Below are 21,193 nucleotides of genomic sequence, written 5' to 3'. Positions count from 1 at the left end.
ACGGTCAGGGTGGTCGCCGTGGTCAGCAACCTGCCTGCGGTGACTCTGCGTTGCATCGAGGCTCCTCGCATGTGGGGGTCCTCGACCGCGGACGGTAGGGGCTGGTGGCGCGCCGCGCAGCCGTATCCGGGGGACGGCCGTGCGGGCCGTCCGCGCTCGGGTGCCCGAACCCTCACACGGCGTCATGCTCGGGTCAATGCCCGGTGCGCGCGGGGCGGGGGGTTGGCGAATTCCGTCAAGCCGGCCGGTCCGGTTCGGCGCCAACCTGGGCTTTTGTCCCAGTGGTTGAGACCACGTCAGGTGACGGGCCATGATCGGACGGCGACCGGTCGGAGCGGGCCGGCGGCGGTGGACCGGACCGGCGAGCGGGCCCCGGGGCCGCCCGGCCGTCGGGCCCCGGACCCTCCCCCGGCGGCGCCCCGGGGCGGCCCGGCACCGCGGGGGCGCGGAGGCGGGCCGGTCGGCGCCGGGGTCGCGGGCACGGCGGCGGGACCGGGAATCCGGTAGCAGACTGTGACGGGGCGGAAACCCACAGCGCTTGACAGCCCCTCGCCCGGGGGCGCGTACTGGAACGAGGACAAACAGCAGACAGGGCCCTGTGCTCCGGATATCCGTCGGATACCGCGGCCGGTGCGAAAGCGGCGACAGGGCGTGCTGGGATCTCGGTACCCCCTCACGCCGCCTTCGGCCCGGTGCCCGACGGCGGTTTTCGCGTGCGGGCACCGCGCCGCCGCCGTTCGGACGGTGCGCCCGCGGTGGCGCCGCCGGAGCCCGTGGCCCGTCCGAGGGGCCGCCATGAGACCGACGTCGAGACCGACCGATGTTCGAACGCGGGAGGACGGTACCGGCGATCCGCCCACGGGGCGCCGCCGCACCGTCGCCCTGCCGCGCGTCCTTCACGCGAGCCCTGGCATCCGCCGTCCGACGGGGTGCCGCACGGCGGCTCGTCCACGGAAAGGCGGGCACCATGGTGCTCGATTCGACCACGCTGCACTCGAGCATCGAGGACCCGGTTCTCGACCGGATGAACTTCCTCAACGAGATCACGTCCAGCTACCCGGACGCGGTGTCCTTCGCACCGGGCCGCCCCTATGACGGATTCTTCGAGGTCGAGGAGGTCCACACCTACCTGCGCCGGTACGCGGCCTACCTGGAGAGCCGGGGCGCGGGGCCGGCCGAAGTGCGCAGCGGCTTCTACCAGTACGGGCCGGCGGCGGGGCAGATCCGGGAGCTGATCGCCTACTCGCTGCGGCAGGACGAGGGGTTCGAGGTCGCGCCCGAGGCGATCGTGGTGACGGTCGGTGCGCAGGAGGCGATGTTCCTGGTGCTGCGCGCGCTGTTCGCGACGCCCGCGGACGTGCTGCTGCTCGTGACCCCCTGTTATGTCGGGATCATGGGGGCCGCGCGGCTGCTGGACATCCCGGTGGTCGCGGTGCCGGAGCGTGACGGGCGGCTGGTGGTGGCGGACCTGGACGCGGCGGTGCGGGAGCAGCGCGCGGCGGGTCGGCGGCCGCGGGCCGTGTACGTGGTGCCGGACCACGCGAATCCGACCGGGTCGACGCTGGACCTTCCGACGCGTACCGGGCTGCTGGAGCTGGCCGGGCGCCAGGGTCTGCTCGTCCTGGAGGACAGTCCCTACCGGTTGAGCGGCCCGGGGCCGCGGTGCCCGATGCTCAAGGCGCTCGACACGTCGAGGAGCGTGATCCAGCTCGGCACCTATTCCAAGACGGTGTTCCCCGGTGCGCGGGTCGGCTACGTGGTGGCCGACCAGGAGGTGCGCGACGGGCGCGGCGGGATCCGGCTGCTGGCGCGGGACCTGGCGAAGGTGAAGAGCATGGTGACGGTGAACACGTCCTCGCTCAGCCAGGCGGCCGCGGCGGGTGCGCTGCTGGGTTCGGACGGGCGGCTGTCGGTGCTGAACGCGCGGGCGGCCGAGCACTACCGGCGCAGCATGGCCGCGACGCTCGCGCAGCTGGAGCGGTGGCTGCCGGAGCGGCGGCGCCGGGAGCTGGGGGTGGGCTGGAACCGGCCCGACGGCGGTTTCTTCCTCACGCTGCGCACCGGTTTCCGGACCGGTACGGCGGCGCTGGAGCGGTCGGCCCGGGAGTTCGGGGTGATCTGGACGCCGATGGAGTTCTTCCATCCGCACGGCGGGGGCGAGCGGGACATCCGGCTGTCGATCAGCTACCTGACGCCCGGGCAGGTGGTCGAGGGCGTCGAGCGGCTGGTGCGGTTCGTGGAGACGCTCAGCGAGGAGACGCGCGGCGGTGGGGCGCGCGGTGGTGGACGCACGGTGGCGACGTGCCCGGTACCCGGAACGGAGAGTGACGCACCATGACCACGGCCCTGGACCGAGCGCCGGCCGCCACGGTCCCGCGCATCGTGAGCGTGGGCACCGCCGTGCCGCCCGAGCACTACTCCCAGGAGGAGCTGCTGGACCTGTTCGGGATCACCGACCGCCGGGTGCGCTCGGTGTTCCTGCTGGGCTCCATCCGGCAGCGTTCGCTGGTGCTGCCGCCGGCGGCGCCGGACGGCACCAGGCTCCGGGAGAGCCAGGGCGACCTGCTGGACAAGCACAAGGCGTGGGCCGTGAGCATGGGGGCGGACGCGCTGCAGCTGTGCCTCAAGCGGATCGGGGCCGACCTGTCGGAGGTGGCGTACCTGTGCTGCGTGACCTCGACCGGCTTCCTGACGCCGGGGCTGAGCGCGCTGCTGATCCGCGAGCTGGGCATGGACTGGCACACCGCGCGGGCCGACATCGTCGGCATGGGCTGCAACGCCGGGCTCAACGCGCTGGCGGTGGTGGGCAACTGGGCGGCGGCGAACCCGGGCCGGCTGGCCGTGATGGTCTGCTCGGAGGCCTGCTCGGCCGCGTACACGATGGACGCCACGATGCGCACGGCCGTGGTGAACAGCCTGTTCGGCGACGGCGCCGCGGCGGTGGCGGTGGTGGCGGACCCGGTGAACGACGGGCGCCGCACGGCGGAGGGGGCCGAGGACGAGGAGGCCGAGGAGGAGGGGCCCGGCCGCCGGCTGGAGGGGCCCCGGATCCTGCGGACCGCGAGCGTGACCATCGTCGACGCGATCGACGCGATGCGCTACGACTGGGACCGCGACCAGGGCCGCTTCAGCTTCTTCCTGGACCCGCAGGTCCCCTACCTGGTCGGCGCGCACGTGGAGGGGGTCGTCGACCGGCTGCTGGCGGGCACCTCGCTGCGCCGCGACGACGTCGCGCACTGGCTGGTGCACTCCGGCGGCAAGAAGGTCATCGACGCGGTCGCCGTCAACCTCGGGCTGACCCGGCACGACCTGCGGCACACCATCACCGTGCTGCGCGACTTCGGCAACGTCTCCAGCGGCTCGTTCCTCTTCTCCTACGACCGGCTCCTGCGGGAGGGCGTGGTCCGCGACGGCGACTACGGCGTGCTGATGACCATGGGGCCGGGTTCGACGATCGAGTCCGCGCTCATCCAGTGGTGAACCGACCAAGGGAGACCGCAATGCCCGTCAACGCCCTGCCCGAGGGCCCCGTGCTGCACGTGGACGGCCGCCGGGAGATCTCGGCCGAGCTGACCGCCGCCCTCGGCGCCCTGTGCGACGAGGCGGAGAGCGCCGGCGCCGACGCCGCGACCCTGTTCCTGTCCGGCGCCCCCGACGGCGAGGCGGTGGCGAAGGCGGGCGACACCGCCGCCGTCACGAAGTGGGAGCGGGCGGTACGGCGCTTCGAGCGGCTGCGGCTGCCCACCCTGGCGGCGGCGAGCGGGGAGTGCGGCGGCGTCGCGCTGGACCTGCTGCTGGCGGCCGACGTCCGGGTGGCGGCCCCGGACCTGCGGCTGCTGCCGTCCTTCCACGGGCAGGCCGTCTGGCCGGGCATGGCCGGCTACCGGCTGGTCCAGCAGCTCGGACCGGCCCGCGCCCGGCGCACCGTGCTCTTCGGGGTGCCGATCACCGCCCGCGAGGCCCTGGAGCGCTGCCTGGTGGACCAGGTGAGCCGGGACCCCGGGCGCACCCTGGCGGCCGCCGCCCGGCTGCTGCGCCGCCTGTCCGGCCCCGAACTCGCGATCCGCCGCCAACTGGCCTTCGACGCCCAGTGGATGAGCTTCGAGGACGCGCTCGGCCCGCACCTGGCCGCCTGCGACCGCGCGCTGCGGCGCACCCGGGCCCCGGACGGGGTGACGGCGTGAGCGCGGCCACCGGGCGGGCGCCCGCCGCCGTACGGGAGCGCGCCGCGGACGGGCTCGCCCGGGCGGCGCGGCTGCTGCCCCCGTTCCCCGCGCCCGGGCCGCGCACCGGCGAGGAGCGCGAGCGCGCCGAGCGGGAGCTGGACGCCGGCCGCGCGCGGCGCACCGCCTTCCTGGACCGCCACGCCGAGGAGCTCTACGACCGGATCACCGCGGGCCGCACCCTGCGCCCCCGGCTGGACGCCCTGGTGGAGGGCGCCGCCCGCGCCGTACCGAACCTGGTGCCCACCGCGGCGCAGCTGCGGGCGGAGCGGGCCCTGCCGGTGGCCGAGCGCCTCGGCTACGAGATCGACCTGGGCGTCCTGCTGCGCGGCGTGCTGCGCGGCCCGGCCGCCGGCGGCCACCTGATGGACTCCATGCTGCGGCCCACCGGGCGGGCGCTGGAGCTGCTCGGGGAGTTCCGGGCCACCGGGGTGGTGCGGATGGACAGCACCCGGCTGGAGCGGCGCGCGGGGGTGGCCCGGATCACCATGTGCGCCGGGGACCGCCTCAACGCCGAGGACGAGCAGCAGGTCGACGACATGGAGACCGCGGTCGACCTCGCGCTGCTGGACGAGGGGTGCGAGATCGGGCTGATCCGGGGCGGCGAGATGACCCACCCGCGCTACGCGGGGCGCCGGGTGTTCAGCGCCGGGATCAACCTCAAGCGGCTGCACGCGGGCGAGATCACCCTCGTCGGGTTCCTGCTGCGCCGCGAGCTCGGCTACCTCAGGAAGCTGCTGCTCGGGCTGCGCACGGACGACGCGTCCTGGCGCTACCCGTTCACCGACATGCCGTGGGTGGCCGCGGTGGACGGCTTCGCGATCGGCGGCGGCATGCAGCTGCTGCTCGCGGTGGACCACGTGCTCGCGGCCTCCGACGCCTACCTGAGCCTGCCGGCCGCGCAGGAGGGGATCGTCCCGGGCGCGGCGGACTTCCGGCTGCCCGCGGTGACCGGCCCCCGGCTGGCCCGGCAGATCATCCTCGGCGGCCGGCGGGTGCGCGCGAGCGACCCCGAGGCCCGCACGCTCGTCGACCAGGTCGTCGACCCGGCGGACCTCGACCGGGCCGTCGAGCGGGCCCTGGAGCTGCTGCACGACCCGGCCGTCACCGCCAACCGCCGCATGGTGAACCTCGCCCTGGAACCGGCGGACGGCTTCCGCGCCTACCTGGCGGAGTTCGCCGTCCAGCAGGCGCTGCGCATCCGCGCGGCGGACGTGCTCGGCAAGGCGGGCCGCTTCACGGCCCGGCCCTCCGGGTGAGAGCGCCGCGCCGCTGCCCTCCCCCGCCACCCCGGCGGGCGGCACCCGAACGAACAAGGAGACCGAGATGACCAGCCCCTTCGACGACCCGGACGCCTCCTACCTCGTGCTGGTCAACCCCCTGGGCCAGTACTCGCTGTGGCCCGGGTTCGCGCAGGTGCCCGCCGGGTGGCGGATCGCCCGCGGCCGGGGCTCCCGCGACGAGTGCCTGGCGTACGTCGACCGCGTCTGGACCGACCAGCGCCCGCCGGCCCCGACGGCCGCGGCGCCGGACGGCAGGGAGGTCGTCGCGCCATGACGAGCGGCCCGGGCCCGCTGATCACCATCCGGGCGACCCCCGGCGACGGGACGCGGCCGGCCCGGGGGCAGGTCAGGCCCGGCACCTCCCGGCGGATCCTGCCCTACCTGCGGCCCTACCGGCGGCAGATCGTCGCGCTGCTGACGCTGACCGTGGTCGACGCCCTCATCACCGTCTCCACGCCGCTGCTGTTCAAGGAGCTCATCGACCGCGGCATCGTGCCGCGCGACCGGGCCGTGGTGGCGGGCGCCGCCGTCGCGGTGGCGGTCCTGGCGCTGCTGCAGGCCCTGGTGGGCTTCCTGGTCAGCCGTAGTTCGGCGCGCATCGGCGAGGGGCTGATCTACGACCTGCGCACCGAGGTCTTCCGGCACGTGCAGCGCCAGCCGCTCGCGTTCTTCACCCGCACCCAGACCGGTTCGCTGGTGAGCCGGCTCAACACCGACGTGATGGAGGCCCAGCAGGCGGTGACGGTGCTGCTGTCCAACGTGCTCTCCAGCCTGCTGGTGCTCTGCCTGGTGGTCGCCACGATCTTCTACCTGTCCTGGCTGATCGGCCTGGTGGTGCTCGTCACGGTGCCGCTGTTCGTGCTGCCGGGCCGGGTCGTGGGGCGGCGGCTGCAGCGCAACCTGCGCACCTCGATGCAGCTGGACGCCGAGCTCGGCTCGCTCATGCAGGAGCGCTTCAACGTGGCCGGCGCGCTGCTGGTCAAGCTCTACGGGCGGCCCGAGCGCGAGGACGGCCGGTTCGCCGGCAACGCGGCCCGGGTGCGGGACGTGCGCGTGGTCACCTCCGTCTACGCGCGGATGCTGCTGGTGACGGTGACGCTGCTGGCCTCGCTGGCCACCGCGGTGGTCTACGGCGTCGGCGGCGAGCTGGTGGTCGCCGGGAGCATCCAGATCGGCACCCTGGTGGCCCTGGCCACCCTGCTGGCCCGGCTCTTCGGCCCGATCAACCAGCTCTCCAACCTGCAGTCGAACTACCTGACCGCCCTGGTCTCCTTCGACCGGCTCTTCGAGGTGCTGGACCTGAAGCCGCTGATCGTGGAGCGGCCCGATGCCGTCGCCCTGCCCGTACCGGGCCCGGGCCGGGCCCCGGAGGTCGAGTTCGAGGACGTCTCCTTCCGCTACCCGGCCGCGAAGGAGGTCTCCCTCGCCTCGCTGGAGACGCTGTCGCTGCCGGCCCCGGAGCGCTCCGGCACCGCCCAGGCGCTGCGCGGGGTGAGCTTCCGCGCCCCGGCGGGCCGGCTGACCGCGCTGGTCGGGCCCTCCGGCGCGGGCAAGACCACCGTCAGCCAGCTGGTGGCCCGGCTGTACGAGCCGACCGGGGGCACCGTGCGGATCGGCGGCGTCGACGTGCGCGACCTGTCCCTGGCCTCGCTGCGCGACACCGTCGGCATGGTCACCCAGGACGCCCACCTGTTCCACGACACCATCCGCGCCAACCTGCTCTACGCCAAGCCGGACGCCACCGAGGCGGAGCTCGTCGAGGCCTGCGAGGCCGCGCAGGTCCGGGACGTGGTCGCGGCGCTGCCCGACGGCCTGGACACCGTCGTCGGCGACCGCGGCTACCGCTTCTCCGGCGGCGAGAAGCAGCGCCTGTCGATCGCCCGGCTGCTGCTCAAGAAGCCGTCCGTGGTCGTGCTCGACGAGGCCACCGCGCACCTGGACTCGGAGTCCGAGGCGGCCCTGCAGAAGGCCCTGTGGACGGCCCTGGCCGGCCGCACCGCCCTGGTGATCGCGCACCGGCTGTCCACGATCCGCGAGGCCGACCAGATCCTGGTGCTCCAGGACGGGCGCGTGGTCGAACGCGGCCGGCACGCCGCGCTCGTCGACGCCGGCGGCCTGTACGCGGAGCTCTACCGCACCCAGTTCGCCGACCCGCCCGCGCCGCGCCCCGAAGCCGGGCCGGACCCGGCCGACGGCTACGGCGCCCCGCCCCCGCTGCCGCCCGGCGGAGGCCCCCTGCGCCTGCTGCCGCCGCCCCAGGCGGCGGCCGGCCCCGACCGACCCGAACGGCCCGACCAACCCGAACGGAGAGCACGATGAGCCAGCTGACGGTCGAGGACGTGTGGCCGCTTTCCCCGCTGCAGGAGGGACTGCTGTTCCACGCCTCGTACGACCAGGACGCGCCCCGGGACGTGTACGTGGGGCAGCGGGTCCTCAACCTCGACGGCGAACTGCGGCCCGAGGTGCTCCAGGCCTCCTGGCAGGCGCTGCTGGACCGGCACGCGAGCCTGCGGGCCGGCTTCCGCTCCCGCGCGGCCGGCGACACCGTCCAGGTGATCGCCAGGGGCGTGCGGATCCCGTGGACGTACGCCGACCTCGGCGCACTGGACGAGCGGGAGGCCGACGCCCGCGCCGGCGCCCTGGCCGCGACCGACGCCCGGCGCTTCGACCTCGGCCTGCCCCCGCTGCTGCGGGTGCTGCTGCTGCGCGCCGGCCCCGACCGGTACCGGATGGTGGTGACGATGCACCACATCCTGATGGACGGCTGGTCGCTGCCGATCCTGTTCGACGAGCTGTGGCGGATCTACGACAACGGCGGCGACCCCTCGGTGCTCCCCAAGGTGCCGCCGTACCGCGACTACCTCGCCTGGCTGGGCCGCCGGGACACCGACGCCGCGCGCGCGGCCTGGCGCGCGATGCTGGCCGGCACCGGGGAGCCCACCCTGGTGGGCCCGGCCGACCGCAGCGGCCCGCCGGTGATGCTCCGGCACGTGATCGACCGGATCGGCGACGACCTCACCGACCGGCTGCGGGAGACCGCGCGCGACGCCGGGGTCACCCTCAACCGGGTCTTCCAGGTCGCCTGGGCGCTGCTGGTCGGCAAGCTGTCCGGCCGCCTGGACGTGGTCTTCGGCGCGACCGTCTCCGGCCGCCCCGCCGACGTGCCGCAGGCCGACCGGATGGTCGGGCTGTTCATCAACACCGTGCCGGTGCGCGTGCGCCTGGACGCGGCCGTGCCCTTCCGCACCGCCATGGCCGCCCTCCAGGACCAGCAGGCCGCCCTGCTCGACCACCAGCAGCTGAGCCTGCCCGAGATCCAGCGCGCCGGCGGCCCGGGCGCGGTCTTCGACACCCTGATGGTCTTCCAGAACTACCCCCGCGGCCCGATGGCCGCCCCCGCCGCCGACCCGGCCGCGCCCGGCGCGCAGCGGCCCGCCGCTCCCCCGCCCCCGGGCGAGGGCCTGGGCGGCTCCGCGCTGCGCAGCGGGGAGCAGGCCGGCGGCCCGCTGGGGCCGGGGCCGGGCCCGGAGCCGCCCGCGCCCGCGCCCGCCGACGGGACGTCGAAGCCGCCGCCGATGCCCGCCTGGGTCTCCCGGCGCGGCCCCACCGGGGTGCGGGTCTCGGCCGGCGGCGGCGAGGAGGCCGCCCACTACCCGCTGACCGTCGTCGTCACGCCGGCCGACGACACCGAGATCCGGCTGGACTACCGGCCCGACCTGTTCGACGAGCGCACCGCCCGCGGCCTCGTCGACCGGATGACGCTGGTGCTGCGCCAGGTCGCGGCCGACCCGGACGTGCCCCTGGGCCGGCTCGACGTGCTGACCGGCGAGGAGCGGCGGGACCTGGACGGCTCCGGGAACCGGACCCGCCGCGAGCTGCCCGAGGCGACCCTCGCCGAGCTCTTCGAACGGCAGGTGCGCCGCACCCCCGCCGCGGTGGCCGTGGTCGCCGGGGACACCGAGCTGACCTACGCCGCGCTGGACCGGCGGGCGAACCGCCTGGCGCACCGGCTGGCCGGGCTCGGCGTGGGCCCCGAGACCCTGGTGGGCGTGGTGGCCGAGCGCTCGCCCGAACTGATCACCGCACTACTGGCGGTGGTGAAGGCCGGCGCGGCGTACCTGCCGATGGACGGCCGGCACCCGGCCGGGCGGCTCCGCGCGGTGGCCGCGCAGGCGGGCCCGGCCGTCGTGCTGGTGGACGCGCCCAACGCCGGGCGGGGCCTGGCCGACGCCGGACTGTTCGCCCCCGCCGAGGTGCTGCGCCTGGCGGCGGAACCCGCCGAGGAGACGGACGCGGACGCGGAGGCCGGGGCCTTCCCGCCGGTGCCGGTCCGGCCGGAGAACCTCATGTACGTCATCTACACCTCCGGGTCCACCGGCCTGCCGAAGGGCGTCGCGGTGACCTACGGCAGCGTCCTCGCCTTCTGCCTCGACGAGTGCTGGTCCAGCGGGGCCCTGGAGCGGGTGCTGGTGCAGGCCAACCACGCCTTCGACGCCTCCACCTACGAGATCTGGACGACGCTGCTGCACGGCGGCCGGCTGGTGCTGGTGCCCCCCGGGGACATCGACACCGTCGAACGCGGCCGGCTGATCGCCGCCCAGCAGGTCACCAACGTGCACGCCACGGCCGGGCACTTCCGGGTGCTCGCCGAGCAGGCCCCGCACATCTTCGGCGGCGTGCGCGAGGTCTCCACCGGCGGCGACGTCGTCTCCGCGAACGCCGTACGGACCCTGCTGCGCTCCCACCCCGGCATGGTGGTGCGCACCACCTACGGCCCCACCGAGACCACCGCCTTCACCACCCAGCTGCCCTTCACCGACCCGGACGCGGTGCCCGACACGGTGCCGCTGGGGCGGCCGATGGACAACACCAGGGTGTTCGTCCTGGACGCCTTCCTGCGGCCCGTGCCGGTCGGCATGACCGGCGAGCTCTACCTCGCCGGGGCCGGACTGGCCCGCGGCTACCTCGGCCGTCCCTCACTCACCGCGGAGCGCTTCGTGGCCTGCCCCTTCCCCGCCGAGGACGAACCCGAGGGCGCCCGGATGTACCGCACCGGCGACCTGGCGCAGTGGACCCCGGACGGGCAGCTGCTCTTCCTCGGCCGCGCCGACGAGCAGCTCAAGATCCGCGGCTTCCGCGTCGAGCCGGCCGAGATCGAGGCCGTGCTCGCCGCGCACCCCGGCGTCGCCCAGGCGCTCGTCGTCGCGGTCGAGGACGGGGACGGCCACAAGCGGCTGGCCGGCTACGCCGTGCCGGCCGGCGGCGACGAGTCCGCCCTCGACCCGGAGGCGCTGCGGGAGCACCTCGCCGGGAAGCTGCCCGACTACCTGGTCCCGGCCTCGGTGACCGTCCTCGGGGCACTGCCCGTGACGGCGAACGGCAAGCTCGACCGGGCCGCCCTGCCCCGGCCCGTCTTCGCCGGCCGGTCGGCCGGACGCGAGGCGGCCACCGACGCGGAGGAGCTGCTGTGCCGGCTGTTCGCCGAGGTGCTGAACCTCGAACAGGTCGGCCCGGAGGACGACTTCTTCGTCCTCGGCGGCGACTCGATCACCTCGATGCTGCTGGCCGGGCGGGCCGGCAAGGCCGGCCTGGCGATCTCCCCGCGCCAGGTCTTCGAACTGTGCACGCCCGCGGAGCTCGCGCGGGTGGCCGGGCCGGTCGACGGGACGAAGGCGCAGCACGCCGAGGACGTCCCCTACGGCCCGGTCCCGCTGACCCCGGTGATGCGCGAGGTCGCGCGGCGGGCGGGCTCGGTGGCCCGCGCGGGCAGCCAGGCGATGCTGCTGACCGCGCCGCCCGGTCTGACCACCGGGCAGCTGGCGGACGCGCTGCAGGCGGTCCTCGACCGGCACGAGGTGCTGCGGGCGCGGCTGGAGGAGGACGAGGAGCAGCTGGTGGTGCCCGAGCCGGGCACGTCCTGGGCGGTCGCCGCGGCGGACCTGGTGAGCCGGGTGGACGCGGCCGGCCTCGACGGGGAGCGGCTGGACGCGCTGGTCGACGAGCAGGCCACCGCCGCCGAGGCCGCGCTCGCGCCGCGCGACGGCGTGATGCTGCGCGCCGTGCTCCTGGAGCGCGGCGCCGGGCGCGGCGGCCTGGTGCTGCTGACGGCCCACCACCTGGTGATCGACGGCGTCTCCTGGCGGGTGCTGGTGCCGGACCTGGCCCTGGCCCACGCGGCCCTGGCCGCCGGCGGCGCGGACGCGGCCGGGGCGGCGGTCGCCGCCGAGGCGACGTCGTTCCGCCGCTGGGCGGTAGCCCTGGCGGAGCGGGCCCGGGCGCAGCGGACGGTGGACGAACTGCCGGACTGGCGGCGGGTGGTGGACCGGGTCGAGGACCCGCTCGCCGACCGGCCGCTCGACCCGCGCGTGGACACCGCGGGCGGCGGCCGCTCGCGCGCCGAGCTGACCGTCCCGGCGCGCACCGCGGGGCCGCTGCTGGCGGCCCTGCCCGCCGCCTTCCACGCGGGCGTGGACGACGTGCTGCTGTCCGGTCTGGCCGCGGCGCTCGGCGAGTGGCTGCGCGCCCGGGGCAGGCCGGTGCCGGAGGGGTTCCTGGTCGACCGGGAGGCGCACGGCCGGGTGCCGCTGTCGGAGGACATGGACCTGACGCGCACCCTCGGCTGGTTCACCGCCGTCCACCCGGTGTGGCTGGAGACCGGGCCGATCGACCCGGCCGAGGTCCGGGCGGGCGGGGAGGACGTGGCGCGGCTGATCAAGCGGGTCAAGGAGCAGTTGCGGCAGCGGCCGGGCGACGGTCTGGGGTACGGGCTGCTGAGGTACGCCAACCCGGCCACGCGGTCGGTGCTCGCGCCGTTGGCGGCGCCGCAGATCGGGTTCAACTACCTGGGCCGGTTCGGCGGTTCCGGTGAGGAGGCGGGCTCCGCGGGCGCGGACGCCGGGGTGGGCTCCGCGGCCGGTGGGCGGCCGTGGACGTCGGCGGGCGAGCACGTGATGCCCGGCGGTGTCGACCCGGCGATGCCGCTGCGGCACGTGCTGGAGATCAACGGCCGGGCGCGGGACCTGCCCGAGGGCCCCGAGCTGTCCTTCGTCCTGGAGTCGCCGGCCGGGCTGCTCGGCGGGGCGGAACTGGCGGACCTCGCCGAGCGCTGGCGGGCGGTGCTGGAGGGCCTGGTGCGGCACGCCGACGAGGGCTCCGGCGGCCACACCCCGTCGGACTTCTCGCTGATCTCGCTGGGCCAGGAGGACATCGACGAGTTCGAGTCCGCCTTCGGCGGCGGGGACGGCGCGAAGGACGGCGAGAAGGACGGCGAGAAGGACGGCGGCTGAGGCGGCGGCGGGCAGGGGTCGCGGCCCCGGTGGGCGCGGCCCCTGCCCGGGGGGGGGTCAGCCGTCGCTGCCGATCGGGCAGGTCGCGTCGGGGGCGTGGCCGAGGGGCCAGGCGAGGCCGACCAGGACGGCGTTCTTGATCTTCGGGTCGAGTTCGACGACGGGCACGGCCTTGTTGTAGGCGTTGCCCTGCGGGTCGAGGCAGATCCAGCCGCTCGCGCCGTTGACCCGGTTGCTGCCGTGCATCCGCCTCCAGCCCTCGGTGACGTCGTCCGTCGAGGGCATCGCCACCTTGTCCGTGGTCTGGTTGCGGATGCCGGCGACGGCGGTGGTGACCGAGTCGTAGGTGACGATCACCCGGCCGTCGCGGAGGTCGGCGGGGCCGATCGCGTCGGGCGCCTTGGTGTCGGGGCTCTTCAGCAGGCCGGCCCTCGGCCCGGCGTACGGAGGAGCCGCTCCCGGCAGGCGCTGCCCGTCAGCTCAGAGGACGATCGGGCGCCACATGGAGACGTACCGCGGGGAGTCCGGGTACGGCTGCATGATCCCCATCTCGGTGTAGCCCCACCGCTCATAGAGGGCCCGGACCTTCGGGTGCTCCTCGTCGACCAGCAGGTTCGAGCGCTCCTCGATCCGGTGGGACAGCAGTTCCTCGTGCAGCGTGCGGGCGGTGCCGGTGCCGCGGTAGTCCTCGCGGACCATGACCTCGCACAGGGCGAACGTCTTGGTGTCGTGCTCGGTGAGGTCGACGCCGGGGACCTTGCTGACGAGGCCGGCCCACTGGTAGTCGGCGGTCCGGGCGAAGCCGTAGGCATAGCCGACCGGTTCGCCGTCGACCTCGCCGAGCGCGCAGCCCCAGCGGGAGGCGGCGGCGTGGCGGTGGAGGCGGTCGGTGAACCGCTCGACGGAGAAGAACGGGTCCGTGGCGGCCTCGGCGGCGTAGATCTCGGCGAACAGGCTAAGCAGCAGCGGCTCGACGGCGGCCAGATTGTCGGCGGTGTGGTAGCTGACGGTCAAGGTCTTGGGCAGGGCGGCCACGTTGCTGCTCCTGTTCCTCATGAGGCGGCGGTGACGGTGTCGTAGCGTGTCACGAAGGCGGCGGCTTCGGGAAGGCTGTACCCGGCCACCTTGTCCTTGACCTCTTCGAGGTGGATGGCCCAGCGCGGGCAGTGCACGGACGGGTAGAGGTCGAGGGCCTGGTCAGCCATGCTGACGGCCTGCTCGACCTGGCCGTCAGCCAGGTAGCACTCCGAGAGGTGGACGGCGGTCGCGAAGCGGTTGCGCCGAAACCCCGGGTCGAGGAACTGCATCGCCTGCTCCTCCTGGTGCGCCGCGCGGTCGGGCTGGCCCAGGTCCATGTACGACATCGCCGCCGCCGCCATCACCTCTCCCGGTCCGACGAAGGCGAGCCAGGGATCAGCCGGAGCGGGACCGACCCGGTCGAGGGCGGTCTCGGCCCGGGCGAGGGCGGTGCCGCACAGGGCGCTCTGCCCGGAGGCGGCGTAGCCGAGCGCCAGGCGGCCGTGCAGGAGAGCGCTGAGGCGGTGGTCGCGATTGTTGCGGGTGGTGTCTAGAGCTCGGCGCGCGATGGTGATGGTCTCGGTCGCCTTCCCGAGTGCCCAGGACTGCCGGGACATGTACGCCCAGATGCGGGCCAGGAGTTGCTTGTCGTCGGCGAGGAGGGCGGCGCGCAGGCCCGCGTCGAAGTTCGTTCCGGCGCGGTCTTGGTCGCCGCTGTCGAATGCAAACCATCCGGCGCTGGCGCGGAGTTGGGCGATGACCTGGTACAGGGCTTTCTCCACGCGGGGCCCGTACAGGCAATTCCGCATGGCCTCCTCGATCTGCTTGACGAATGCCTCGGCAATGGCGGCTAGCTGCTCTCCGCCGTAGAGGTCGTCCACGGCGTGCAGTTGGTCGATGCTCTCCCGGATGCGCTCGACGTCGCTGGCCCCTATGCGCCCGGACGTCGGGAGCGGGGCGAACGCGAAACTGAGCAGGTTGCCGGTGGCGGCGATCATGAAGCTGCGACGGAGCACGTGATCCTCCTTGGCTGTGGTCTCTACCAGCAGCGTAGGGGCTGTGTGGAACCCGGCAAGCTCGCGTGATCTTTTATCCGAAAGGGTGAAGCCCAGCTGATCCGCAGGCAGTCCAAAGACGTCCATGAGGCTGATGAGGTAGTGGTTCTGAGGCAGCGCTGTCCGGCCGGACAGCCACCGGCGGACGTGCCTCCCGGTCGCGTTCCCAGGCCGGCCGAACCGCCTCTCCTCGGCGGTGTTGACCGCCTCCGCCAGATCCTCCGCCGGAAGCTTCGCCTGCTTCATCAAGGCTCTGAGCACTTCGTTCGGTCGGACGGTTGCCATAGGCACTCCTCAGTCCGGTGAGGCGACCCCTCTCGCCCCGCTGCCGTCAACCCCTCGGAAATGTCCCGGGTGCGTGAAGACGACCGCCCCAGAATGGCCTATCCCCGCTTGCGTGACCACCGGTTCACTGAATGTCAGCAGCCGGTCAATCGCATGAACCTCAGCTCTTCCGGCCGGCCGGTCTGCTGCTCCGCGCCTCCGCAACGACGCGGCGGTGCGGCTGCGCCCCAGCACGGAGCCTCACGGTCTCCGCGGCGGCGCGACCACACACCAACGCTGCCGATACCCGGCAGCCACCCCGGAAGGACAGGTCCATGAGCGACGGCAACAACAACCACGCCCACGACGACGGCAACAACCACGACAGCAGCGGCAACCACAACGAGAGCGGCAGCGGCGACGAGTAGCCGGGCCGTACGCATAGGGCCCCCGGGCACACACCCCCTTCACCGGTGCCCGGGGGCCCACCCCCCTTGCGGAAGAGTCAGCGCCCCACCGCCGGCGCGGACGCGTCCCCTCAGGACGTGACGGACCGGCAGCCGGACGGCGGCCAGCTTGAGCATCACCGCGGCCCGGACTTCACAGCGGCGCATCGACCCTGCCGAGCTGCCGTGCCCGCCCTGCCCCCAGACGGTCCGGGCTCGGTGTCCCAGTGTGTCGTCCACAGGAGCACCCCATGCGCACCCCCGCCGCTCTCCTCTACCTTTGCACCACCGAAGACCCGCCCCTCCGCCCGGCCCGCGTCGGCTGCTGCGCGCAGCCGGTCGCCGCCGTCGGTCTGCCCGTCACCACCGGGGCGATCCAGTGATGGCCACCCGCGGTCTCGTCGAGCGGGTGACGCTCGACGCGAGCGCCACCGAGCTGGAGAAGCGGCTGGGAGCCGTTCCTGTCGTGCGGCACGCGCTGACCACCGCGCTGGTGCGCTGGGGCATCGTGGACACAGACCTTGACGATGCGCTGTACGTGGCCGTCGAGCTGGTGACCAACGCGGCTCGGCACAGCCCGCCGGGCATGCACCACGTCTCCCTTCACCTGTCCCCGGAGGGGGACGGCCTCCTCGTGACGGTGCACGACCTGAGCAGGGCACTGCCCTACGTGCCCGACGACGCGAAGGGCAACGCCTTCGCCGAGTCCGGCCGCGGCATGCTGCTGGTCGCCGAGTTGTCCGAGAAGTGGGGCACGGTGAAGACCAAGAGCGGGAAGCGGGTGTGGGCGCGGCTGCGGCTGCAGAAGCCCGCCGTGGTGCCGCTCCTGAGGTGCGCCGATGAGCATGCCGTCCGGCGCGACGTCGTCGCCCCGGCTCCGGCCGTCCGCCTGACCCGGCTCTGCCTGGTCAGGCAGCCGCAGACCACCACGTAGATGGCTTGCTGTGTCTCGCGAGCCGGCGGTCCGCTGGCTGCGCTCTCGACCCCTCCCCGGCCTGACGACGGCGTCAGGCCGGGGAGGTTCGGCCCTACATGGCCGCATCCCCCCCTCAAACGCCTGTGAGTACCCGGAGGACATCGTGTCTGGCAACGGCTCTGTTGACGCGGCGGCGGTGGCGCCGCCGGCTGCTGATCTCAGCGGCCCAACTGAATCGGGCGGAGGCCTGAGGGGCCACCTGGTGACCGGCGCGGAGCGCGAGGCAGCGGTGGCCCAGTGGCTCATCTGCGCCGTGCAGACGCAGGAGCGCCGCGCGGTCTGGCAGGACTGGACCCGGCACGGCGCCGCGCTGATGCCGTGCGGCGTCCTCTTCTCCGGGGTGAAGATCCCGGCGAGGACGGTGACGGCGGCTGCCGCCGGGGAGGACGTGGACGCGTACCTCGCGCGTGTCATCCAGGGGCCGGTGATCTGCACGCAGAACGGTCGGTCGTACGTGGCGCTGGTCGGGCCGAGCGTGGCCCGGCGGTGGAGGGTGCCCGGGGTCAGCGTGCTCGGCGACGGAGCGCTCCTCGGTGTCCCGCGGCCGTCGCTGTACCGGGCCTCCGGGGCGGTGGCGCACTGGTCGGTACCGTTCGACTCGCCCGGCGTGCTGTGCATGGGGCCGGACGTGGAGCACGTCGTGGAGGCGGGCAGGCGGGGAGGGCCGGCCTGTGATTGACACCGGGTACCCGTTGGACGTGAAGGGCGCCGAGGCGGCGGTCCGGGCGGCGGACGAGGTCGGGCTGTCCGCCGCGGTGGGTGGCTCGGTGGACTTCATCGCGCTCATTCCGCTCCATGAGGAGCTGACTGGCCATCTGCTGCTGCTCCTGGCGGCGGTGGAGGGGCTGTATCGGGATCAGCCGGGGCGCTCGCGGATGGGGCAAGTCGTCGAGGGGGTGGCGCGGCTGGCCGGCGGGCTCGTGGCCCGACCGGGCATCGGCCAGTTGAACGAGGTCCTGGTGGTTGCGGGTGTCTGCAAGCTGCTGCTCGTGCTGCACCAGATCCACCCGCAGGCCGCTCCCGTTCTGGAGGCCCTTTCGTGATCGCAGATCTGTCCATGAACGACGCGATGCGGTGGCTGAACAAGGAACTCGCCACAGCGGGGTTCCGGGCCTGGGAGGTCGTCAAGGACGGCCGCTACAGGCAGGTCACCGAGGGCACTGGCTGGTGTCAGGCGGCCGGTGTTTGGCCGGAGTGCTGGCCGCCCGGCGTGCTCGGGTGCCTGCGCGTCATCTGGACCCCCGACCCGGCGTACCAGCGTGACGACAGGACCGGTCGCATCCCGGCCGGCGCCGCCGAGCACTGGCAAGAGTCCACCGGGGCGCTGCTCGCGGCGGTTCGGGCGCTCGGCCTCGGCGCGGCGCTGACCGGGCCGCACCGGACCCCGGAGCGGTTCACCTCTGCGGAACTCCTCGTGTGGGAGCCGGGCCTCGAAACCCCGGCGGAGTGGCCACCACCCGGTGCCTGGGAGGGCGTCCCCCCGACGCGGCCCAACTGGGTAGACGGCTGGCACCGATGGGGCTCCGATCCCCGGGAGGAGCTGGCATGGGCGCTGCGGCAGGTTCGTAAGGCGCGCAAGGCGGAGGGGCGGCGGACCATCGGCAAGGTGTCGGCCGGCGACCTCGACGGCGTCCTGTGGCCGCCCGGCGCACACGCCCGCGCCCGCGTGCTCTGGCACCCGGAGCCGCCCCACGAGCGAGGCGCTGGCGGGCTGCTGCCGGAGGCCGCCGCGACGCACTGGCACGACGGTATCGCCCAGCTCCGAGACGACCTGACCTCGCTCGGCTACCAGAGCCGCACCGCGTGGGGCCACCGCGCGGCCAGGCGGACCAACTTCGCCGTCGTGCTGGCCTGGCGCGGCGCGCTGCCGGCCGCACGGACGTGAAGGACTACCTGATCCGCACCAAGTGAAGTGGAGTTCAGCGTGATCGCACCCGCCGTGTTCCCCACGTTCCAGCACGCCTACGCCGCCGTCCTGCGGCACGTCACCGAGAACCACGAGCACGTCAACACCGCTCGGGGCAACGACAGTCACGAGATCATCGGCGCGGCCTTCCGGCTCACCGACCCCCGCCGGCGCGCCCTGTACCTGACGAGCCGGCCGGTCAACCCCGTGTACCACTACGCGGAGGCGCTCTGGTACCTGGGCGGCCTGCGGAACCTCGACCTGATCGGGCACTACGCCTCGCGCCGCCGGGCGGACTCGCGCGACGGGACGACGATCGAGGGTTCGTCCTACGGGGCGCGGATCTTCGCCCCCCGGTCGGACGGCACCCCGTCCGCGTTTGACCGCGCGCTGGAACTGCTGCGGGCCGAGAAGGACAGCAAGCGCGCGTACCTGCCGGTGTTCCAGGCCGGCGACCTGGACGAGATCGGTCACCCCGATCTCCCGTGCCTGGCCGGGCTCCACCTGCTGGCCCGTGACGGCTACCTGCACATGGTCACCTACATGCGCGCGAACGACGCCAACCGCGGCATGGTCTGCGACGTCTACTCCTTCACCCTGATCCAGGAGTTCGCCGCCGTCCTGCTCGGCCTGCGCCTGGGCGACTACACCCACCACGTCGGGTCCATGCACGTCGGCGTCCGGGACCTGGAGCGCGCTGGCAAGGTGCTGGAGGAGACGGCGGCCAGCGGCCCCACGGCCGTGCCGCTGTTCCCGGGCCCGGTGATGCCCGCCGGCACCACGTGGAAGCACATCCGGACCGTGCTGGAGCACGAGGAGCTGTTGCGCACCAACCGGGTCCAGTACACCCCGGCCGACGTCGCCGGGCTGGACCTGCCGCTGTACTGGCAGCGGGTGCTGCTGCTCTTCGAGGCGCACCGCCAGATCGTCAACTGCCCGGAGGACCTGGTCGATCAGCAGACCCTCGACGCGCTGGAGTCCGGGGCCCGCTGGCAGCTTGAACGCCGCTGGCCCACCCGGGTCGCCACCGGGGAGATCGCGTGAGGCAGAACCCGCTGCACGGCGTGGACTGGTCGCGCTGGAGCGTGGTCCTCCTCAAGCCGGACTGCCTGCACCGGGGTCTGGCCGATGAGGTGCTGGCCCGGCTGGAGCCGGCCGCCCAGGTTGTGCACCGGCGCCGGGTCGTCGTCGCCGACTGGCAGATCCACGTCCACTACTGGGACCTGCTGGTCGACCGGGACCTGTTCGAGGTGGACGTGCCCGGCTGCCTGCGCACCACCTACGTGGGGCAGCACGTCGAGGTGGCGCTCGCCTACGGCGCCCCAGGCGTCCCTGAGCGGCTGCGCGGCCTCCTCGGGCACTTCGATCCGACCCAGGCCGAGCCGGGCACCATCCGCGCCGACCTGGGCACCGACAGCCTCACCGCCGCCCGCGCCGAGCGGCGTCTGGTGGAGAACCTGATCCACACCTCCGACCACCCCCGTGCCGCGCGGCGGGACTTCGGGACGTGGTTCGGCGCCGGCCAGCACCAGCTACTGGAGATCAAGGAGGATCACCGATGACGACCGCCACCCCGAGGGCCCGGCGCCCGCTGCCCCTGCTGACCAGCGGGCAGATCGCGGGGCTCAGGCCCGAGCTCGCCGAGGTCATCGAGTACCGCAAGTCCGGGCTGTCGCTCAACCACATCGTGGGCTGCCCGCTGGACTGCGGGTACTGCGTGCGCCACCTGTTCGACAACTTCGAGCTCAAGACGCCCAGGCGGCTGATGAGCGACGAGGCCGCGGTGGAGCTGCTGACCGGGCACCGCTACTTCCGGCCCCACCGCACGCCGATCCAGATCTTCAACAGGGCGACGGACCCCATGCTCCCCGTGGTCAAGCCGCACACGTTCAACACGCTGCGGCTGCTGGACGAGAAGGGCCTGACCAACCACGTCCTGGTCATCACCAGGTGGCGTGTCGACCCCGAGGACTGCGAGGTCCTGAACAGCGTCCACAACATCCGGTTGACGGTGCTGGTCACCCACTCCGGCATCGACCACCCGGGAATCGAGCCGGTGGACTCGGCCACCGCCGCCGCCAGCCTCCAGACGCTTCACCGGCACGCCGAGCGCTACCGCACGGTGCTGTACTGGCGGCCGATCGTGCCGGGCCTCAACGACTCCGACGCGCACATCCAGCGGGCCCTGGAGCTGTCGAGGCACGCCGACGCAACGGTGTTCACCGGGCTGTTCTTCCGCAACGAGATCGCCCAGTACTACGCCGACCACGGCCTGCCGATGCCGTACGAGGACACCGCCCGCCGCAAGATCATGCCGGAGGAGTCCGAGCAGCGCATCCTCGCCGCCTTCCGTCGGCCCGACGACCAGGGCGAGCCGTACGGGCCCCTGTTCCGCAAGACCAGCTGCGGCGTCGCCTACGCCCACAAGGTGCCCGACTACAACGGCCACTACGGCATCCGGGAGTTGTGCGACATCTGCCCGGTGGCGCAGCTGGGCCTGTGCCGCGACGCCTGGCAGGCCCCCCGCCTGGAGGAAGCCACCGAGGCCGCCCGTGCTCTCGGGGCGACCGGGGACGTTGAGGTGAACGAACGCGCCATCATCGTCTCGGGCTTGAACGAGCCGCCGCGCTACTACATGCAGCACGGCTTCGGCTATCAGGTCCACGACCGTGACAAGCCGCACCACCACCGCCGGCACGGCCGAGCTGAAATCGGCTGGACCGACCCGAAGTAAGGA

18 protein-coding genes are annotated in these 21,193 nt (G+C 73.9%); 15 read left to right on the top strand and 3 right to left on the bottom strand.

Annotation, left to right across the window (positions count from 1 at the left end; all coding sequences use genetic code 11):
• Positions 1 to 967 precede the first annotated feature (967 nt).
• From ACFY4B_RS36465 to ACFY4B_RS36435, 7 genes are all read left to right on the top strand, one after another.
• A complete protein-coding gene (locus ACFY4B_RS36465; protein ID WP_387975190.1) occupies positions 968 to 2,338 on the top strand; it encodes a PLP-dependent aminotransferase family protein in 1,371 nt (456 codons plus the stop codon).
• Positions 2,335 to 3,480, top strand: coding sequence for a 3,5-dihydroxyphenylacetyl-CoA synthase DpgA (dpgA, locus tag ACFY4B_RS36460; RefSeq protein ID WP_387975187.1), 1,146 nt, complete (start codon positions 2,335 to 2,337; stop codon positions 3,478 to 3,480). Before ACFY4B_RS36465 ends, dpgA begins: the two co-directional genes overlap by 4 nt.
• Positions 3,481 to 3,500: 20 nt before the next feature.
• Positions 3,501 to 4,184: an enoyl-CoA-hydratase DpgB gene (gene dpgB / locus ACFY4B_RS36455; RefSeq protein WP_049659703.1), complete on the top strand. Its 684-nt coding sequence runs from the start codon at positions 3,501 to 3,503 to the stop codon at positions 4,182 to 4,184.
• Positions 4,181 to 5,482 (top strand): (3,5-dihydroxyphenyl)acetyl-CoA 1,2-dioxygenase DpgC, encoded by a 1,302-nt coding sequence (gene dpgC / locus ACFY4B_RS36450; protein WP_387975184.1) that lies wholly within the window; start codon positions 4,181 to 4,183, stop codon positions 5,480 to 5,482. Before dpgB ends, dpgC begins: the two co-directional genes overlap by 4 nt.
• 67 nt (positions 5,483 to 5,549) lie before the next feature.
• Complete coding sequence (locus ACFY4B_RS36445; RefSeq protein ID WP_074005399.1) at positions 5,550 to 5,780, top strand: MbtH family protein; 231 nt, start codon at positions 5,550 to 5,552, stop codon at positions 5,778 to 5,780.
• Entirely contained in the window at positions 5,777 to 7,825 is a 2,049-nt protein-coding gene (locus tag ACFY4B_RS36440) for an ABC transporter ATP-binding protein (protein WP_387975181.1), read from the top strand. The genes ACFY4B_RS36445 and ACFY4B_RS36440 overlap by 4 nt, the downstream gene beginning before the upstream one ends.
• The gene (locus tag ACFY4B_RS36435) at positions 7,822 to 12,792 is read left to right on the top strand and encodes an amino acid adenylation domain-containing protein (protein WP_387975178.1); all 4,971 of its coding nucleotides are present in this window, start codon (positions 7,822 to 7,824) and stop codon (positions 12,790 to 12,792) included. Before ACFY4B_RS36440 ends, ACFY4B_RS36435 begins: the two co-directional genes overlap by 4 nt.
• A gap of 57 nt (positions 12,793 to 12,849) precedes the next feature.
• Here ACFY4B_RS36435 and ACFY4B_RS36430 read toward each other — a convergent pair whose 3' ends face one another.
• The 3 genes from ACFY4B_RS36430 to ACFY4B_RS36420 form a co-directional block, all read right to left on the bottom strand.
• A complete protein-coding gene (locus ACFY4B_RS36430; protein WP_387975175.1) occupies positions 12,850 to 13,149 on the bottom strand; it encodes a hypothetical protein in 300 nt (99 codons plus the stop codon).
• Between the two features lie 123 nt (positions 13,150 to 13,272).
• Positions 13,273 to 13,848, bottom strand: a complete 576-nt coding sequence (locus tag ACFY4B_RS36425) for a GNAT family N-acetyltransferase (protein WP_387975172.1) — start codon at positions 13,846 to 13,848, stop codon at positions 13,273 to 13,275.
• Positions 13,845 to 15,149, bottom strand: a complete 1,305-nt coding sequence (locus ACFY4B_RS36420; protein WP_387975169.1) for a hypothetical protein — start codon at positions 15,147 to 15,149, stop codon at positions 13,845 to 13,847. The genes ACFY4B_RS36425 and ACFY4B_RS36420 overlap by 4 nt, the downstream gene beginning before the upstream one ends.
• A 676-nt stretch (positions 15,150 to 15,825) precedes the next feature.
• Here ACFY4B_RS36420 and ACFY4B_RS36415 point away from each other — a divergent pair.
• The 8 genes from ACFY4B_RS36415 to ACFY4B_RS36380 all read left to right on the top strand — a co-directional run bounded on the left by ACFY4B_RS36415 (position 15,826) and on the right by ACFY4B_RS36380 (position 21,190).
• Positions 15,826 to 15,957 (top strand): hypothetical protein, encoded by a 132-nt coding sequence (locus ACFY4B_RS36415; RefSeq protein WP_387975167.1) that lies wholly within the window; start codon positions 15,826 to 15,828, stop codon positions 15,955 to 15,957.
• Positions 15,957 to 16,508, top strand: a complete 552-nt coding sequence (locus tag ACFY4B_RS36410; RefSeq protein ID WP_387975164.1) for an ATP-binding protein — start codon at positions 15,957 to 15,959, stop codon at positions 16,506 to 16,508. The genes ACFY4B_RS36415 and ACFY4B_RS36410 overlap by 1 nt, the downstream gene beginning before the upstream one ends.
• Positions 16,509 to 16,752: 244 nt before the next feature.
• The gene (locus ACFY4B_RS36405) at positions 16,753 to 17,229 is read left to right on the top strand and encodes a hypothetical protein (RefSeq protein WP_387975161.1); all 477 of its coding nucleotides are present in this window, start codon (positions 16,753 to 16,755) and stop codon (positions 17,227 to 17,229) included.
• A 19-nt stretch (positions 17,230 to 17,248) separates the two neighbouring features.
• Positions 17,249 to 17,593 carry a hypothetical protein gene (locus ACFY4B_RS36400; RefSeq protein ID WP_387975158.1) on the top strand — a complete coding sequence of 115 codons (345 nt, stop codon included), beginning with the start codon at positions 17,249 to 17,251 and terminating at the stop codon, positions 17,591 to 17,593.
• Positions 17,590 to 18,435: a hypothetical protein gene (locus tag ACFY4B_RS36395; RefSeq protein WP_387975155.1), complete on the top strand. Its 846-nt coding sequence runs from the start codon at positions 17,590 to 17,592 to the stop codon at positions 18,433 to 18,435. The genes ACFY4B_RS36400 and ACFY4B_RS36395 overlap by 4 nt, the downstream gene beginning before the upstream one ends.
• A gap of 39 nt (positions 18,436 to 18,474) precedes the next feature.
• Positions 18,475 to 19,500: a thymidylate synthase gene (locus tag ACFY4B_RS36390; RefSeq protein WP_387975152.1), complete on the top strand. Its 1,026-nt coding sequence runs from the start codon at positions 18,475 to 18,477 to the stop codon at positions 19,498 to 19,500.
• Entirely contained in the window at positions 19,497 to 20,018 is a 522-nt protein-coding gene (locus ACFY4B_RS36385; RefSeq protein ID WP_387975149.1) for a nucleoside-diphosphate kinase, read from the top strand. Before ACFY4B_RS36390 ends, ACFY4B_RS36385 begins: the two co-directional genes overlap by 4 nt.
• Entirely contained in the window at positions 20,015 to 21,190 is a 1,176-nt protein-coding gene (locus tag ACFY4B_RS36380; RefSeq protein WP_387975146.1) for a radical SAM protein, read from the top strand. Before ACFY4B_RS36385 ends, ACFY4B_RS36380 begins: the two co-directional genes overlap by 4 nt.
• Positions 21,191 to 21,193: the final 3 nt, after the last annotated feature.

It is taken from the genome of Kitasatospora sp. NPDC001261, assembly GCF_042896795.1.
GTDB lineage: Bacteria > Actinomycetota > Actinomycetes > Streptomycetales > Streptomycetaceae > Kitasatospora.
Note: the sequence above shows the minus strand (reverse complement) of the source record. Positions and strands in the feature narration are given on the sequence as shown.